Source organism: Endozoicomonas gorgoniicola (genome assembly GCF_025562715.2).
In the GTDB taxonomy this organism is placed as follows: domain Bacteria; phylum Pseudomonadota; class Gammaproteobacteria; order Pseudomonadales; family Endozoicomonadaceae; genus Endozoicomonas_A; species Endozoicomonas_A gorgoniicola.
Genome location: NZ_JAPFCC010000001.1, coordinates 1,805,606 through 1,822,370 on the forward strand (window position 1 = coordinate 1,805,606; position 16,765 = coordinate 1,822,370).

The 16,765-nt window shown below is 44.4% G+C and carries 16 protein-coding genes and 1 pseudogene; 5 read left to right on the plus strand and 12 right to left on the minus strand.

Going from position 1 to position 16,765, the window contains the following annotated elements; genetic code table 11:
• Nucleotides 1-344: 344 nt before the first annotated feature.
• The 3 genes and pseudogenes from NX722_RS08230 to NX722_RS08240 all read left to right on the plus strand — a co-directional run bounded on the left by NX722_RS08230 (nt 345) and on the right by NX722_RS08240 (nt 3,086).
• Nucleotides 345-1,841, plus strand: a complete 1,497-nt coding sequence (locus tag NX722_RS08230; protein ID WP_262567584.1) for an ISKra4 family transposase — start codon at nt 345-347, stop codon at nt 1,839-1,841.
• A gap of 84 nt (nt 1,842-1,925) precedes the next feature.
• Nucleotides 1,926-2,539: pseudogene (locus NX722_RS08235) on the plus strand (IS1 family transposase).
• Nucleotides 2,540-2,750: 211 nt separating this feature from the next.
• On the plus strand, nt 2,751-3,086 hold the full coding sequence (locus tag NX722_RS08240; RefSeq protein WP_262567585.1) for a hypothetical protein: 336 nt from the start codon (nt 2,751-2,753) through the stop codon (nt 3,084-3,086).
• Nucleotides 3,087-3,189: 103 nt separating this feature from the next.
• Here the strand turns inward: NX722_RS08240 and NX722_RS08245 are convergent, their stop codons facing one another.
• From NX722_RS08245 to NX722_RS08285, 10 genes are all read right to left on the minus strand, one after another.
• The gene (locus NX722_RS08245; RefSeq protein ID WP_262567586.1) at nt 3,190-4,605 is read right to left on the minus strand and encodes a VWA domain-containing protein; all 1,416 of its coding nucleotides are present in this window, start codon (nt 4,603-4,605) and stop codon (nt 3,190-3,192) included.
• Between the two features lie 21 nt (nt 4,606-4,626).
• Nucleotides 4,627-5,655 (minus strand): IS630 family transposase, encoded by a 1,029-nt coding sequence (locus NX722_RS08250; RefSeq protein WP_262563789.1) that lies wholly within the window; start codon nt 5,653-5,655, stop codon nt 4,627-4,629.
• A 432-nt stretch (nt 5,656-6,087) separates the two neighbouring features.
• The gene (locus NX722_RS08255; RefSeq protein ID WP_262567587.1) at nt 6,088-7,791 is read right to left on the minus strand and encodes an IS66 family transposase; all 1,704 of its coding nucleotides are present in this window, start codon (nt 7,789-7,791) and stop codon (nt 6,088-6,090) included.
• Nucleotides 7,792-7,811: 20 nt separating this feature from the next.
• A complete protein-coding gene (locus tag NX722_RS08260) occupies nt 7,812-9,170 on the minus strand; it encodes an AAA family ATPase (RefSeq protein ID WP_262567588.1) in 1,359 nt (452 codons plus the stop codon).
• A 3-nt stretch (nt 9,171-9,173) separates the two neighbouring features.
• Complete coding sequence (locus tag NX722_RS08265) at nt 9,174-9,767, minus strand: IS630 family transposase (RefSeq protein ID WP_322740969.1); 594 nt, start codon at nt 9,765-9,767, stop codon at nt 9,174-9,176.
• Nucleotides 9,730-10,221 carry a helix-turn-helix domain-containing protein gene (locus tag NX722_RS08270; protein WP_262567589.1) on the minus strand — a complete coding sequence of 164 codons (492 nt, stop codon included), beginning with the start codon at nt 10,219-10,221 and terminating at the stop codon, nt 9,730-9,732. Before NX722_RS08270 ends, NX722_RS08265 begins: the two co-directional genes overlap by 38 nt.
• Before the next feature lie 148 nt (nt 10,222-10,369).
• Nucleotides 10,370-10,513 carry an alpha-amylase gene (locus NX722_RS08275; RefSeq protein ID WP_262567590.1) on the minus strand — a complete coding sequence of 48 codons (144 nt, stop codon included), beginning with the start codon at nt 10,511-10,513 and terminating at the stop codon, nt 10,370-10,372.
• Nucleotides 10,514-10,552: 39 nt separating this feature from the next.
• Nucleotides 10,553-10,816, minus strand: a complete 264-nt coding sequence (locus tag NX722_RS29070) for a ParE family toxin-like protein (RefSeq protein ID WP_456077475.1) — start codon at nt 10,814-10,816, stop codon at nt 10,553-10,555.
• Nucleotides 10,817-10,900: 84 nt separating this feature from the next.
• Nucleotides 10,901-11,929: a phosphoenolpyruvate-utilizing N-terminal domain-containing protein gene (locus NX722_RS08280; RefSeq protein WP_262567591.1), complete on the minus strand. Its 1,029-nt coding sequence runs from the start codon at nt 11,927-11,929 to the stop codon at nt 10,901-10,903.
• A gap of 36 nt (nt 11,930-11,965) precedes the next feature.
• Nucleotides 11,966-12,160: a transposase gene (locus tag NX722_RS08285; RefSeq protein ID WP_407647970.1), complete on the minus strand. Its 195-nt coding sequence runs from the start codon at nt 12,158-12,160 to the stop codon at nt 11,966-11,968.
• Nucleotides 12,161-12,506: 346 nt separating this feature from the next.
• Here NX722_RS08285 and NX722_RS08290 point away from each other — a divergent pair, with 346 nt between their 5' ends.
• Both NX722_RS08290 and NX722_RS08295 read left to right on the plus strand, forming a co-directional pair.
• A complete protein-coding gene (locus tag NX722_RS08290; RefSeq protein WP_262567592.1) occupies nt 12,507-13,307 on the plus strand; it encodes a 2OG-Fe(II) oxygenase in 801 nt (266 codons plus the stop codon).
• A gap of 33 nt (nt 13,308-13,340) precedes the next feature.
• A complete protein-coding gene (locus tag NX722_RS08295; RefSeq protein ID WP_262567593.1) occupies nt 13,341-13,967 on the plus strand; it encodes a LysE family translocator in 627 nt (208 codons plus the stop codon).
• Between the two features lie 157 nt (nt 13,968-14,124).
• Here the strand turns inward: NX722_RS08295 and NX722_RS08300 are convergent, their stop codons facing one another.
• Complete coding sequence (locus NX722_RS08300; protein WP_262567594.1) at nt 14,125-16,437, minus strand: Tn3 family transposase; 2,313 nt, start codon at nt 16,435-16,437, stop codon at nt 14,125-14,127.
• A 44-nt stretch (nt 16,438-16,481) separates the two neighbouring features.
• Entirely contained in the window at nt 16,482-16,622 is a 141-nt protein-coding gene (locus NX722_RS08305) for a hypothetical protein (protein ID WP_262567595.1), read from the minus strand.
• Between the last annotated feature and the right edge of the window lie 143 nt (nt 16,623-16,765).

Consider the following 16,765-nt stretch of genomic DNA (forward strand, 5'->3'; position numbering starts at 1 on the left):
CGTAGCAATTATTACAGTAACTATATCATAGTTTATTCATTCATACGGAGAGTATGAGTGGTGTCTGTGTATACATACAGCTAAGACGGTGCAGCCAGATCTGCATCCATGAACGGGTTCTACGCCCTTATTTCTAGCACCAGAAAGTACCCCGATTGACCATATCTAACTAATTTTTGGCTCTTTTGAAAAAAAGGGTCATGAATCAGATGGGTGCGGTTCATTTGCTACGACGCTCTACCCCAGCAAAACCAACCACTTTGACGACTGAGAGCAAAGAAAAAAGGGCTGTTTCGTGGTGATATAACGTCGCCAAACAAATAACACCGGAAAAGCAGCCCTTTGTGAACGCATCTTACGCCAATACTCTCGACTTTCAATTTTTTTCTCCTGCACAGGATCACTTTAATAGCATGATCCGCCACCTCGAATCTGCCTGCCTGCAGGAACATGGCACAACTGAAGAGTACATTCGAACCAATGGGGACGAGCTGCTTCGGCTAATGTTTCAGGGCTATCTCGATAAACAGGCTGAAGATGAAGAAAGAGCAGTGTCTGTCACTCCCGCTGACGGCATACCTCGTAACCATATTCGTCAAAATACCAGCCGGGTTCTCACCACGGTGTTTGGCAAGGTAACGGTCAAACGGTTTGCTTATAGCCAGCGCAATGTCTCCAACGAATTCCCACTGGATGCCGGGCTCAACCTTAATAACGACCAATATTCTGATGGTGTACGCAAGCGTGTGGTCACGGATGCTATTGATCGTTCTTATGACAATGTCGTCAAACGGCATCGTGAAAATTGCCCCGGCATAGTTGGCAAGTACCAGACAATAAAGCTGGTTGAAGGCACAGCTCAGGATTTTGTCGAATTCTATGAACAACGAACCATAGAAGATGAGCAAACAGATGACCTATTGGTTCTGAGCTTTGACGGGAAAGGTCTGGTCATGTTGCCAGATGGGTTAAGAGAAGCGACCCGCAAGAATGCAGAGAAAAGCAAGAAAAAACGTCAGACACGTTTAAGTCCGGGAGAAAAGAAAGACCGGAAGCGTATGGCTATGGTGGCGACTGTTTACACTGTGCGGGCAAACCCACGCTCACCAGAGTCCATCATGAACTCTGAAAAGAAAGCGGACAATGTCGTCAAATTTCGACCTCCAATACGCAACAAGAGGGTTTGGGCCAGTGTTGAGAGGGACGGAGAAACAGTCATCGAAGAAGCCTTTGATGAGGCTCTCAAGCGTGACCCGGAACGAAAACGACAATGGGTTGTCCTGGTCGATGGGCATCCGCATCAACTGAAAATGATTGAAAGAGTTGCCCGCAGAAAACAGGTCAAAACCAGCATCATAATGGACTTCATTCATGTGCTGGAATATCTGTGGAAAGCCGCTCATTGTCTGCATGATAAAGGTGATAAATCTATTGAGAAATGGGTTGAGCAGCAAGCACTGAAAATTCTTCATGGGCAGTCGGGTCGGGTAGCCAGGGGCATAAAGCAAAGTGCCACGAAACGAAAATTGAAGAATCGGGAAGCTATTGATAAATGTGCTGGCTATCTGCAAAAAAACAGAGACCGGCTTTGCTACGATAAGGCGCTACGCTCAGGCTTTCCTATTGCCAGCGGAGTGATTGAAGGCGCTTGCCGACATTTGATAAATGACCGTCTTGATATAACAGGCGCACGATGGAGCCTGCAAGGCGCGGAAGCCATTCTGAAGCTTCGCTCAATAAACTCCAGTGGAGACTGGGATGAATACTGGTCATATCACCATTCGTGCTCTAAGAAACGAAATTACGGTGAGTTGATGGTGAATAGGGAGGCTTCGTCGTAGCAAATGAACCGCACCCGAATCAGATGCGTTGATCTCGTATATTTTTCGGAAGAGCTTTGCTGATACTCTATCTATTTTTTCCCTATGGCAATCATTAAAGTTGTATGTGTTCACTGTGATACCACAAATGGAGTTGTGAAAAATGGCAAAGCACCCTCAGGTATACAGCGTTACCTATGTCGAAATTGCAAACACAGCTTCCAGCTTGAGTTTCTCTACAACGCTAACAAACCAGGCACCCACGAGCGCATAGTGAGCATGGCTATGTAACGTCACTCCCTTTCGACAATGAAGAGCTGGTGCTAATCTGCCAGATGGATGAACAATGGTCCTATGTTGGCAATAAGAAAAATCAGCGCTGGCTGTTTTACGCATGGGAGCCTCGCTACCAGAGGGTGATCGCACATATCTTTGGACGCAGAACGAAGAAAACCTTGAAGAAGCTGATAAAGTTGGTCAAACCCTATAAGTTCAGGATCTACTGCACCGATGATTGGAAACCCTATGGCTCAGAGCTACCGGCACAGAGCCATATTATCAGCAAGAAACTGACACAAAGCATCGAAAGAAACAATCTGACACATCGTACACGTCTTAAATGATCAACCCGTAGAACTATCTGCTTTTCTCACTCAGAGGAACTGCACGATAAGGTGATCGGAGAGTTCATCTCACGGATATGGTATCAACCTGTTTGAAACGTGACCCTTTTTTTATGTCGAATGTCCGTGCCTGATCAATACCTTTTTTTCTGACCCGTGCCAGCCAGCCTGATTTTCTCTTTTCGAGCCTCGCCATGATAACTCCGCACTTCTCTGAGAAAGGTAAAAACTGTGTTGATTCTGTGCCAATCCCAGTGCCAAAAATGAGTGGCACAAATGACACAAGCGAAGTTTAGCAAGATGAAGAATGATCAATAAAAGAAATGGTTATATAGGAAGAGTTGAGCGCAACGCCTTGTCGCAGTTGACGTATAGTGAGAAAACGTGGGGAACAGATAGAAAAAAAGCCCATCATTTTCACGATGAGCTTTCTGATTGGTGCCCGAGGCCGGAACAGAATTTATCGGAAAATCAGGCGCTTGCAGAATTTGTTGTGGCTTGTGTTGCGATCAAAAAATTTGAACGTTGCCAGCTTAGCCTTTTTTCTGAAGGCTTTCAGGGTGCCTGTGGTCGGAGCCCGACCGGAACACGTCTCTGTGTCAGGCGTTCACCCTCTGCCTTGATTCCGTCTGGGCAGCAGTAGCATAGTAGCCATAAGTTTGAAATCGTGCGCTACGTGAATGTCAGGAAGGTTTACCCTGAAAATTTTATTTCATGCACGTAGCCGCTCGTGATTTCTTTCCTCTCTAACGATCGAGTAGCCCCGTCTGAAATCCGATTAACTCCCGAATGGTTGAACTTGAAGGATTATATATCCATTCACGATCAAAATGGCTCCTTAACCGGTTAGACATAAATTCATTGCCAATGCAGAGAGAATAGAAGCGGTTGCCATCAAGCCTCTGTTTTTCAATGGTTTCAAGCATCTCTGACGATAGTGATGACATCACAAAGTCGGAAATTATCAGCATATCTGCATTACGGTACTCATCGCTCTCCATGATACCAAGACCATGCGAGATGGCAGGCTCAACGTCAGTTCCCCCATGGAATGATTTTTGAAGAAAAGCGAGTAATGTTTGCAAGTTATAGCCAGCTGACAGATCAAGAGTTTCTATGGCAGTAGAAAAATTGATTAAATAACAAGCCCGCTTATTCTGATTGGCTACCGTTGCCATATACAAGGTAACTGCCTTCGCGATAGTTTCCGGAGATCCATGCATAGACCCACTGGTATCCACGCAGATTACAATTGGCCCCATCTTCTCTTCTTCATTAACCTGCTGCTCCTCTTCGATTTCAACCTCCTTGTTATGACTTTGCATGCCCTGCATATCAAAACACATCAAACGAGATTCAATATATTTCAAATCAAACAGCATAGCGGTGTCTGAATCTGAAAGTAGAGCCAGTTCCGAGGGCAGCAAATGTTCTATATCCTTACCCAGCTTGATGCCAATAATTTCCTCTCTTGAGTTCACATCAGGAATCGTCACGGGTACTGAAACAACTGTTTTTGCCATTTCTACCTTTTCTGAGAGGCTGATCTGGCGAACCTTTCCTAGCAGTTCACAAAGTTCTTTGACTCCTTTATCCTCTGAAAGGTATTTAGCCCAATGTCTAATCTGTTCAATATCAGTAAGCGAAAGCCCTCCCCTTGAAAGGTCCAGAAAATAACCGGGCTCCAATCCTAATTCTTCAAGGTAATTAACAATTTTTTTTAGATTTTCAAGCCATTCATCAATCTGTTTCAAAAACTGTGCTCTGTAACGATTAACGGCATCTAGCTCCCACTCTGATCGTTTTAGTCTGAGCCTCTTTCTCCATTCTTGAAGTAATAGTTTCCTTTGCAATCTGACATCAACTTGCTTGAGATTATTTCCCCTTAAAGCCACTACTGAAGTTGGATAAGCTACAGCTTTTTGCCAATAAGAGATATCTCTTGGAAGTTTGGCGTCTTTGAGGAATGCTTCAAAATCAACCAGATTATTTTTGTAAGCAGAGGCACTATCTGGATGTAACTCAAACTGTGCTTCTGCCTCCGAACACTGTGTCTCGCTTCGAGAAAAAGGAAAGTTCTCAGCAAGTTTCAGCTTTGTATCCAATTCCCAGCTTTTCAGTTCAGAGTTCAATGAATCACTTGCAGCAATGTTATCTTTCAAGAATTTAAGGTTGCTAAGTAGTCATGCATACGAAATCATATATTCCTGACCGACCCCATCAAAAACTCGCTTTACCTCTTTCTCAAAGCCTCTGAAATTCACAATTGATAATATATCGATCCATTCATATTTAGCCTTATCCCATAGAATCTCAATCAGGTTGAGCTCGGGAGAGTATGTGGGGAGAAATAAAACAATCATTTTTTTCTCAAGAATCCAGTCATCAATTCTTGCTCGGAACGCTTTACTGGTGTGAATGCTGGCATTATCAATAATGACCACAGTGTAACGATCATCTCCTCCGTACTCTGGAGCTGTCATCTGATAGGCAAAATAGTCGAAAATATCAATGACTGTCTTGCTATCAACTGATCCAATTACAGGGTAATAAAACAGTTCACAGGAACGGTTCATAAACCCCAGAACATTGATTCTTTTACTTTTTACTGAAGGTATACGGAGCTGTTTGCCTTTCTCCTGCCAGCCATAAGGTACGCAAGGCTCCTGACTAAACCCTGACTCGTCAAAATAGAACAAATTAATTAAACCTTTATCTTCAGCTTCTTGAGCATCTTTCAATGCTGCCTTACTACGCTGAAACTGCTCCTCATCTCTTTTATGCTTGCATGATTTACGGAGTCTTTTGTAAACCATCCCCAGCTTTTTTATTATTCTACCTATTGTCGTCTTTGATGCGGATTTGCCTGTTTCCTCTTCGATTTTGGATTGGACATATGATATACGGCGGGGTTCCTTAGCCACCAGTTCTTTAATGCGCAGTTCTTCTTCAGAATTGTAAATAGGTTTCTTCCCTCCGTCGTGTGTTTTGTATAGCCCTCGAATACCATAATCCTCCCAGTCATCAAGCCAGCGTGATACCGTCTGGTACTGAACCTCAAAGATATCGGCAATTTGAGCCATAGGAAAGCCACGAGAGCTGAGCAGTACAGCGTGTGCTCTTTCTCTGACATAGGGTGTTGGGCCATGACTCCTGGCGATCTGCAGGGTTTCTCTAATGGCCCCATCTGTGATAGGTAAAACGGTTTTCATTTTCGTTGAAGCAGTAACGCAGGTGTTGTTGGTGATAGCTGGAGTATAATCACTACACTGAGCGCTGCCGGTAGAATTGGAATAACTATTTTTAGTAACCGGACGGTCAAAAATATTCGATAGCTAATTTATAACTACTTATCGGAAAGTGATTTCTCTAGGGAAAGCAAGCTTGTTTTCACCACAACCTCACTTACACAGATCAATTAAACGATCACAATCAGCAATTCTCAAATTGAGATCATCAATCTGCTTTGAAATGCCTTCTATAGCAACCGATTGTACCGTCTTTGGTACAAACGGGCTATGTAACATTTTTTCATGCTGCTTTTTATTCTTTTGAACTTTATTTAATGAATCAGTTAGTGATTTTTTAAATTCAAAACCAGCTTTTATAAGTGATTTTATAAGACGTTCATTAATAGTAACTGCTCATATTCCATTGGCAAGAACCGTTTCCTGATAGCCTGATGCCTTCAGGATGAGATGCCCCAGCTGCGGAATCAGATTGGTTCCAGTCAGCCTGTCCCTGAGATAGTTGGCAAAGGACACCCCGTGTTGTTTACAGGTCTTTTTCAAACTGGCAAAGGTGTCGCGGCATTTCCTCCCAAGTTTACTCCGGGTACCACCGCCAACCTTTCGCCGTTTCACATACTCTCTGATCTGCCTCTCGCTCAGGTTGTTGTGCAGTGGCAGCCACGGATACTCAAGAACCAATAACAGCTCTTCCCTGACAACCATCAGTTTGCCCAACTCAGCCTGCAAGGCAGGGTAGTCAACCCGCTGTGTTACCCAACGATCAAACTCCTGGTAGAGCTTCTGTTTCTCCTTGTCCGTTGGTTTTTTCTGGTAGGCCTCAATGTCGTCGTAGAGGCACCAGTACTGATCCTGCACGGTGTCACGGGCGGCTCGTTCCAGGTCATTGGCCGGTATCAGCTTGTCCATGTTTCTTCCCGCATGGTACCAACACAGCGAATGCTGAAAGGCTGTATCAAACTGCCGGGCTCCATCGCTATGGATAATCAGGTTCTCAAGGCGATGATTGAGCATCAATGCGGCCTTTAAAACACCCTCTGTCGCCCAGCGCCTTTGTTGCGGGGCAGCACAACCAATGCTGTTAAGGAAGCTCTCCCACTCTTCTTCTGTTGAGAAACGCTTCTCGCCGCATTCGGATAGCGCAGTGATCCACTTCTTCGACACATCAACCTGATTCTCCATGTAGTCAATGGCAACGTCGTTGAGAAGATAAAGCCGCTGCTGCCCTTGCAGACAGCCCAGGAAATTAATCCTGCTCTTACTGTCGCTGCTATGGAAGTAGGAAAAATAAGGGTTGCCGATAAACAGGCAGTAGCCGTTTTTTCCTTGGTGGCGAGCACCTGTGTCGTCGGCCTGGAGATAATCAGAGCAAGTCAGCCCTGCTTCCAGCAATTCTTCTTTTTCCTGGTGGAAAATATCATGGCCTTTCGTCAGGATGTTGCTCAGGGAACCTTCTGATATTGAGCATCCATGGTCGTGCAGCCAAGATAGCAGTAGTGGCTGTGTCGTACTGCATGAATGATAAAAATCCAGCAGATGGGCTTTCAGGTTGTCGCCAAAACGGTCTTTCACATGATCAGGTAGCGGGGCTGACACCCCGCCTTCCGGAGTTGTGTAATACTCACGCCTGTAGCGAGTAGTGACAAAACGCAAGTCCAGCTCAGTATGGAAAAAGTCGATATAGCACTTGAAGCGCCAGTTCTCACCGGGAGCAGCGATTGAACAGATTTCCTCTCGGTCAACAGTCATTGGTGGTGCAGCGGTTTCACCGGCTTCTTGTGATCGTGGTCGTTTACTTTTCGGCGGACGATCAGTGTCACTTTTCCCGGCAGCCTGATCAGTGTCTTCCGCAGAAGAGCTGTCTTCCTGATCATCGCCCTTGTCCGAGACATTAGGCCTGATTTTAGGCTTGCCCTTGTGCTTCTTCAGGTGGCGAATTTCTGCTCGAAGCTGTTCGTTCTCTTCGACCAGCTGTTCGATCTGAACGCGCTGCCTTTCAATTTGCACAGATTGCTTCTCGACCGTGTCGAGAAGGTTTTTGACGAATGAACGCAACTGTTCATTGTCTGTACTGGAGAATAGTGAGTCAGGCAGGTGCATACGGTGAAATATACGAAAGATCAGGATAACTTTCTTTGACCTGTAGAGGTTGATTTGCCAGTCAATTTTGAGCAGTTACCATTAATATCATCTTTCTTGTCACCTTTGTGGAATATAACTTTTGGAACATAATTCTTTAGCGTGTTATGTCCATGGTAATTGTATTTATACTTAATTGAACAGCTACCTTGAGCATCAAAAGTACAAGTAACTTTGCTCATTTCATTACCGCTACGATCTACGGGATGAAAGTTATTCATAGATTTCATTTTTTCAACACCAATATAAAAATCTATTTTTTCTCCATTACTGCGCCGATTATCAATATCACGCGTCACATGGAAGTATTTTTTACCGGCCAAAGTTTTAGTGTCGTATACATCATGACTATGAAAAAGTTCTTTGTGTATTTCCTGATCCAGCTTTTCTTTTTCCTTGTCGAGCCGAGCCATATCTAAATCAGTACTAAATCCGCAGTCTTTCACTGCATCTTCTACAATTTTAATCATAGTCTCACGATTACTCTCTTCAATCCAAAGACAGTGCCTGAGTAACAATGCATCTGAATGATTTGACTGCTTACGACCACAGAGCATAGCTGACGCCTTCATAACAATAGCCGCTTTCTGCCAGCGACGATCTGAAACATAAACAGGCTCTTCCATTTCCCCCAGTGCTATTCGTATCAGGGAAATAATAGTTAATGTTTCTATAGACAGTTCGACACTATGAATGCCCTGGATGATTTCTTTCCAGGTAGCATTGTCAATTCTAAGCTCTTGAGGAACTTCAATCTCCGCACTGACAGGTTCACCATTGATCAGGCTTTCGAATTTCTCTCGGCTCTGCAACGGAGGAACCAACATGCGAAGGGTGAAACGGTCATACAGTGCATCCAAACCCTGCCCCTCCGCTGGCGTCTCATTTGATGCAGCAAAGAGAGCTTTTAGTGGGGCTTCCTGGGTTTCATCTCCATTACGAAAGAGGCGTTCGTTTGTCAGGGTCAGCAAGGTGTTCAGAACAGCTGGACTGGATTTCCATATCTCATCAAGAAATGCGAAGTCAGCTGTTGGCAAGTAACCATTCGTCTTGCGAGTGTATTTGTCCTCTTTCAACGCCTTCAGTGATACAGGCCCAAACACTTCTTCCGGTGTACTAAACCGATTCATTAGGTATTCGAAGTACTGACTGTCCTGAAACGCACAGGAAATACGGCGGGATATCAGGCTTTTTGCAGTACCTGGGGGACCATACAGAAATGTATTTTGCCCAGACAAGGCGCCCAACAGAGCAACTGCGACAATTTCTTCGCGCTCGTGAAGGCCAACTCCAAGTTTCTCAACCAACTGCTCTACTTTTTCTTTTATTGATCTGCGCACACCCTATGCATGAACTTTTTCTAAGCAAGCATAGGCAGTGTTCTCAGCTCGGAAGAACCCTAAAATCATCTTTTTCTTCCTCTGTATGGATTTCAAACCAGAACTGACCGCTCTGAGAAACTGATCTTTGGTTTTCAACGCCATACGACCTATGCGGCCCGACTTTAATACACTCCAAATGAGTTCTACGGGGTTCAGTTCCGGAGAATACGGAGGCAGTATCTGGATACCCAACAGCCGCTCTTCCTTGCTGAGATATTTCATCACCTTCTTGGCTTTATGTGCCGAGTGTCCATCTGTTACGACCATAACCGGACGATCATGAGAACTGACAATTTGCTTCAGAAACTTGATGAAAACATCGGCGTTGAAGCGACCAGGAATGGTCATGTAGCGCATATGTCCCTCACCACTCACTGCAGAAATCATGTTGATGCCAAACCGGGCTCCTGTCTTTGTGACAGTCGGCGTATAGCCTTTTCGGCTCCAGGTTGTGCCACTGTGATAGTCAGAGCGTATGCTGGCTTCATCAATAAAGTAGATAATTGCTTTCTTTTCTTCAGCCAGTTTGCGAAGGGTCGGATAGCGTATATCCAGATACTCCTGTACTTTTTTTTTTGCTCTGCTGCCAGGCTTTTCGCACCGGCCGCTGAGGAGTTAATCCCATTCTCCTGAGCATCTTACTAACGGCTGCAGGGTGCATGGTTACATCGAATTCTGTTTTTATTACTGAGGCTAGAATATCCCTCGACCAGAGCGTTTTATAAAATCCGTAAGCGGTTGGGTCTTTGGTCAGAATGATTTGGGTCAGGGACTCTCGTTGCTCAGGTGAGAGCTTAGCGTTTTTGCTCTGGGCGATGGGTCGAGTTTTTAGGGCTTCCATCCCGCCATCGCGGTACCTTCCAGTCCACCGATAGATGCAGGATTCATCAGTTCCATACTCTTCAGCAAGGCTCTTTACAGTCGCACCATCAAGCCATTTCTGAATAGCTTCCATGCGAATGGCTTCTCTCACTTCGTGGGAAATTTTGCGACCGTCAACCTTGCTCATAAACACCTCAAAAACAGAGGTGTCACAATACAGACTTTGCACCTGCAAAGTATTGGCTCACATCAATAACTTCATGATACGTCCAATATTTTTGATCCAGCTGCTACTTATGGCAGCAGCTGGGTTAAGGTTGTCGCCCTATTGTTGATTATTTTTTCTTTTGATTAGGGTTTAGCTGCTTGCCTCTGTTTCCCTGATTCTGATCATACTGGCGATTAGTACCAGAGCTTCCTCTATTGGCATTTTGCATATTTGCTGCATTATCTTCTGGCTTGATATTATCTTTGCTCATTTTCAATTCTCTCATATCAGTAAATATGGATAGATTACGCTATGACATAGCATTGCGCCTTCGCTTAAACCTTTTCTCGTAGGACTGTCGATTGAGCAAAGTCATTTCACTTTTATTGCTCTCGGATTTGAGCAGGAGTCTGTGATTTTTTCCTACATGAAATCGAACGAGGCTATCGTTACTACGAATTTTCTTACCTCCAAGCGCCAGGTAAGGGACTCCAGCGTTTAGAGCATTAACCAGATGAACAATCCTTTTTCTGTGGCTATGAGGCAGATTTGTCCATATTATTGGGAGAATCAGACGTTTGCGGCCTTTAGCTTGAAATTCTGGTCACGTTTCAAACAAGTTATTACCACTTTCGTGAGCTGAAGTGGTTTCTGCTACTTAAAGAGAAGACTGATTGTCTGCAGTCAGCTGACCGAGCCAACTATTACGTTTTAGCTCAAGTTCTGCCCGTTTTTTTTCACTGGCATCAATCCAGAGGTGCCCCTTAAAGCCATCCAGAATAACTTTCTGACCGTCACAGGTTTGCTTTATTCCATTTTCCGCTTTAACAATGCTGGGAATTCCCAGTAATCTAGCCAGAATAGCGCTATGAGATGTTTTGCCACCGCCGGTCAGGCAAATACCCAGTACTTTGTCCGGATCGAGATTGACGGTGTCAGAAGGAGCCAGATCGTTCGCCAGCAGAATAACAGGGGAGTTAATCTCCAAAGCAGGAAGTCCATGCTCTAGCAGATGAGTTAACAAGCGACGACCGATGTCTATAATATCGCTCGCTCGCTGACGGGTATATTCAACCTCTGAAGAGCGATAAAGTTCAACCAGTGTGTTGACTGCATTAACCCACGCCTGCTCAGCACAGAGGCCGTTAGATATAGAATGATGAACACTTTCCTGCAGTTCTTGATCATCCAGTAATACTGAGTGGGCATCAAATATTGAAGCGGCTTCAGACCCAACAGAATCAAGGTTTTTTTGATAAAGTTGCTGCAACTCAATGATGGTAGCATCCAGAGCTGCGGTAAAGTTTTGCCACTCAACACTCTCCCCCTTACTCTTACGCTCAGGAAGTTCTGGAATCCCGAAGTGATAGTGCATAACCTGTCCAAATGCTATGCCGTCGGAAGCCGCCAGTCCTGTTACAGCGCCTTCTAAGGATTCTGCTTTTTCAGTGTCGTTTTCGTTTAGTTCGGTTGAACAGCTATGAATATCCTCGCCAAAATGTTCTTCAGCCAGTTTCTGAAAAGCCGCAACAGCCTGTTGAGCCTCAGGGCCTGAGGCAACAAAACGAATTTCGTCGTTTCTGCGAACGGCAAGAGTTGCAATCTGATTAAGGCTACGGGCGTCAGCTGATTGATCACCTTTTAAAAGGGGTATTGCGCCCATTCCCTCGAAAAGTTCACTGTGCATAAATCACACTACTATTGACGATCTGCATTGAAAAATTTAGTGGGTGTGCTGACTGATTCTTGGCAAGACCTCTGGAATCCCCTGGAGCAGTTGCCGCTTCCACTGGCTGACCTGAACGGCTGCGATTTCATGCTCGCTGGCCAGCTGATTTATGGTTTTATTTCCCTTGTAGGCTTCCAGTGCTACCTGTGCCTTGAATTCAGGCTTGTGTCGTTTTCTTTTTGCTGCCATGACTCCCTCCTGAAAGGGTATATTACAGCCAGAAAACTTAACTTAGCTACCTGTCCAGTTTATGGGATCCATCATAGTAAGCACAAAAAATCCCTAGAATAGCTGCCATGGTAACTGCTCCAAAAAGTGTAGAAAAAAATGCACTTTTTCAGAGGGCACCCCCTGATTTTATTGGGCTGTAGCTTACTGACCTGGAAAATTGCCTACGAATTATGAGCAGTTACTTGCCATGCCTAGACGCTTGTTTGTATTATTCAAAGTTACCTTTCGCATCGATGATATGGTGGAGATTCAGAAAGATAACGATGCTGGATTGAGGAATCCAAAATAAAAAAATGGATTAATTATGAACACAATAAAAATGAAAACAGAAGTCGCAAATTGTTTGACAACAGTCCAACTAAAAAACCTCTTCAATAATAACACATTATTATTACGTCTTCCCGAGTTTTTTGATCCGTTTTCATGCGCAACATTGAGCCAGAAGATACATCAGAGAATGCCTCTTGGGTTTTATGAAAATGCCCCAAAAATTGGCCGGATCGGGAAAGCATTCTATGAAACTATTTCAAACCCTGATTCTCATGATGAATATTTTCAGAACTCGTCCCAATGGATTGAGAATCTACGGAAGTGCTGTTTTCCTTACATTAGTCCGATTGATGCTTTGCGAGTAATGCTAGATGATTTGTGGCCCAAAGGTTCAACAGTTGCATCACTCGACGGGCGAAGAATGTTTGTAGGGCTGGCAAGATATTTCACATCCGAATCATCAGCAGAACCGCATCAGGACATTATACAAAGAGATGCTCCTGGAACAGACTTGAGCGCAAAAGTACAAAGGCAGATAGCTTTTAATGTCTATCTGACCACTCCTGAATACGGTGGAGAGATTGAAATCTGGGACTGGATTGCAACTCAAGAAGATTTCTACAGGTTCAAGGACTCCCGCACTGACTTTGCCTATGCTTTTGATAGAACGTTGATACCTGAAGCTGATTTGCTCATTAAACCCAATACGGGAGATTTGATTTTATTCAATTCTAATAATGTTCATGCAGTTACCCCCTCATCGGATGATCGCCTCAGTATTTCATGTTTTATAGGCTACTGCGGAGATGATTCACCATTAGTTCTATGGAGCTAAATTAATTTAATCTACAACTATAAGGATATTTCTATGGATAAGTTGGTTATTTTGGTTGGGATACACTTTTTAGCTTTAGCTAGTCCTGGCCCTGATTTTATTGTGGTTCTACGATCCAGCTTGGCAGGCAAACTCAGAAGAACACTCTTTTGCTGTGCAGGTATTGCTTTAGGTGTTGCATCTCATCTTTTACTAGCTTATTTTGGCTTATCTTTGATTTTAAGTCAGTCAGGTTTTTTGTACAGTGTTATTGTTGTTATTGGGTGTGTTTGGTTGATCAATATGGGGCTTTCAGGTCTAAAATCACAAGGTAGTAATTTTTCCGGGGTAAATCAAATAGACTACTCCAACCATTTTACAGCTTTTCGAGATGGTTACCTTACAAATCTTCTAAACCCTAAGGCTCTAGTTTACTTTGTCAGTGTAATTTCACCTTTCGTAAGACCTGGAGAGGAAAATATTCTCTATGCAGCAGTTGGTTTTATATTCACTATTATGACCTTTATTTGGTTTTCATTTTTGGCAGTATCTTTGAATACGTTTGTTGTCAGGAAACTTTTTGAAAAATACGCATGCTACATAGATCGGTTTTTTTCAATTGTTATTCTGGGGTTGGCATGTTATATGCTTTACCATGAAATTCAGAAGTTGTTTGTGTAAATCTGTCTATGCGACCTATTATTGATCTTCATCGATTAATTACTGTACCTTCAACCATAAGAAAGAGTGATTGGTTCATTCCAATCGCTCGATCTTACACCATGTTCTTGTTCGTGCCTGTAAGTTGGAGAAACACAGATGTGCATCACAAAATGGCTTAAGCTGCAATATCTTGATCTTCAGATACATAATTTGCCAGAGGGTCAACGCTCTCCAGCATACTATAAAGGTTCAACAGACCATCACGATTGCCAAAGACATAATTTCCTGCCAGCTGTATATGAGTCCAGGCCACAGGTGAGAAGCTGGCAATCATATCAACGACTCTTTGGTTGCCGTTTTTCTGGAATTTTTCAATCAGTGCCGACAGTAGAGCCGAGTTATAGTAAATGATGCTGTTGGCGATCAATCTGGCACAGTCATTCCATTGGTCGATCTGATAGTCATTGCCACCCCGGAACAGGTTGCCATTAACTGAAGCGATGGCTTTTCGCAGCTGATGATAAGCCTCACCCCGGTTTAGAGCCTGCTGCACGAACTGTCTCAGGGTTTTGTTATCCACGTAATCAAGAAGGTAGAGGCATTTAATCAGCCGGTCATACTCATGCAGGGCTGACAGGGTTCTGCTGTTTCGCTTGTTGTTGGAAAGCTTTCTGATCACCGTACTTTGCTGAGTGGCTTTCCGGCTCAGTGAGCAAACAATATGCTGAATCTGATCCCATTCTTGCTCAATCAGCCTGCGGTTTATAGGCTTTTTCAGCCTGATTTCCAAATCACCCTTCCCACCAACTACCTCAAACTGATCATTGAAAGCTCGCTTGAACCGCGCATAACGTGGAGAAAACTGATAGCCGAACATATCCAAAATAGCGAAATTGACATTGTTGATGCCGTGGGTGTCCGTTGCCAGCGACTTGGGCTGGATGTCGCTGCTGTTGTTATAGAGCAAGTCAAAGGCAAAGTGACCCTCGTACTCATTTGGCGAAATGACAGCAGTATTAATCGGCACATGGTTAGAGACCAACGTCATTGCAGACACACCTTTGCCTTTTCGGAAATACTTGGCGGAGTATCGGGCCTTGAAGGTATTGATACGGCAGGCGTATTTTTGCCCATCGATGCTACCAAAAGGGGCTGATTCGTTGATCGTGTAGTGCTTGAATACCGGAAGGCTGGCAATGCCATTGGAAATCAGGTCATTAGCTGCGCTGATGGTTTCAGGCCGGACAAACGCATCATTCACCCCACGTAAAACACCTACGCTGCGGTCTGAAATTGCTGCGATCCGGTGAAGCCCGTAATTGGTGCCATTACCAAAAATACAGGCAATCAGATCATCCTCCTCAGCTTTGGTATTACGTTTCCTTGTGGAAATTCCTTCAAATGCATCAAGGAAGCCGGTTTTTCGGTTAACGTAATTCATGATTTCGATAATCCCCATGTGCTTTATCTGGCTGTAAATGGGGTTATCAATATCATCACGCCAGCGTCGGTTTGCCAGAGTCCATGCCAGCTGGTTTGAGCGGGGCTGGAGCTTTACAAAGTCATTGGTATCGTTGGCGATGGTTTCGCCTACCTGAGTCATGCGCTCATTGAGTAGACCCTCAAGTTCATCCAGAGTTTGAGTGACTGGTGTCAGAAGGCGATGCAGGCCGGTCTTGGCAATGATGGATTCTTTGTTGTTTTTCCAATCCCTGACTGGAATCAGGTCATCCTCCAACCGTTTGTTTTTCTCGCTTTCAGTGATATATGCCTTGCCACTATCCAGATGTTTGCTGATTCGGTAATAGAGGTAAAACTCAAAGCGTTTTGCATGAAGCTCACCGTCAACGACCAGATATGGCCGCTCACTTTTCTTGATGAAACTCTGGTTAAAAGTGGTGAGTTTGCGCTTCTCTGCCAGCTCAGTTCTGGAGTGTTCCAGCTGTTCTGACAGAATGACCTGGTTGGCATCACACTCCACATCAATAGCGATGAATAATTTCCGCAGGGTGTTGGCCACCTTTCTGGACTGCTTATCAATATACTCCCAACGATATCCGGCCAGATCAAAATCACTTTTATTCAGGTGTTTACTGATCGCTCCCAGCTCTTCTTTGGAGACCAGAGAAAAAGCCTGCTTGCGGACTTCACCGAAAGTTAGATTGTCACTGACGTTTTCATCCACAAAATAATGCAGAATATTTCCGGCAAATTTCAGTTTCTCGCGGACAGCCTCCAGCTCCTCTCCGACTTTCTGCTGGGCGTGGGCTTTCGACGCTTCCCGGTATTTACGAACCAGATAACAGAATGAAGTGACCAGCTTGTCATTAGTTTCCCGGTAACGAAAATACAGATAGCAGGCCAGATATAAGAGTCCCTGCCAGTGAGGATACCGACGAACCTTATAAACAGAGGTGTGCCGGACGATGGATGCATAGTAAGCCATATTGCCCTGCGACAGTCCCAGGGAAGAAATCAGTGACTTCAACTCCGGGTCCTGTGGAAGAACCCTCGAAAATGACGAGTAGAATTTTACTGCACGATTTCAAGCTCTGACTGCACCATATTTTCCTGATCCAGCCCTTCCCCCTCATCACTCCAAAAGTGCTGTCTCACATGGTCTTCGAGTATTTGTGCCATCGCTTCTACATCAATTTGACCGTTGCTTTTCATGAAACTGTAACGACCAGTTAATAGAGTGTGTGTCCAGGCAATCGGTGAAATCCGGGTGAACTTATCAATGATCTCTTGAGGTGCGCTAGCTGCCAGTAATTAACACTGATAAACCCCCGGCTATGCCGGGGAGACTCTCATAG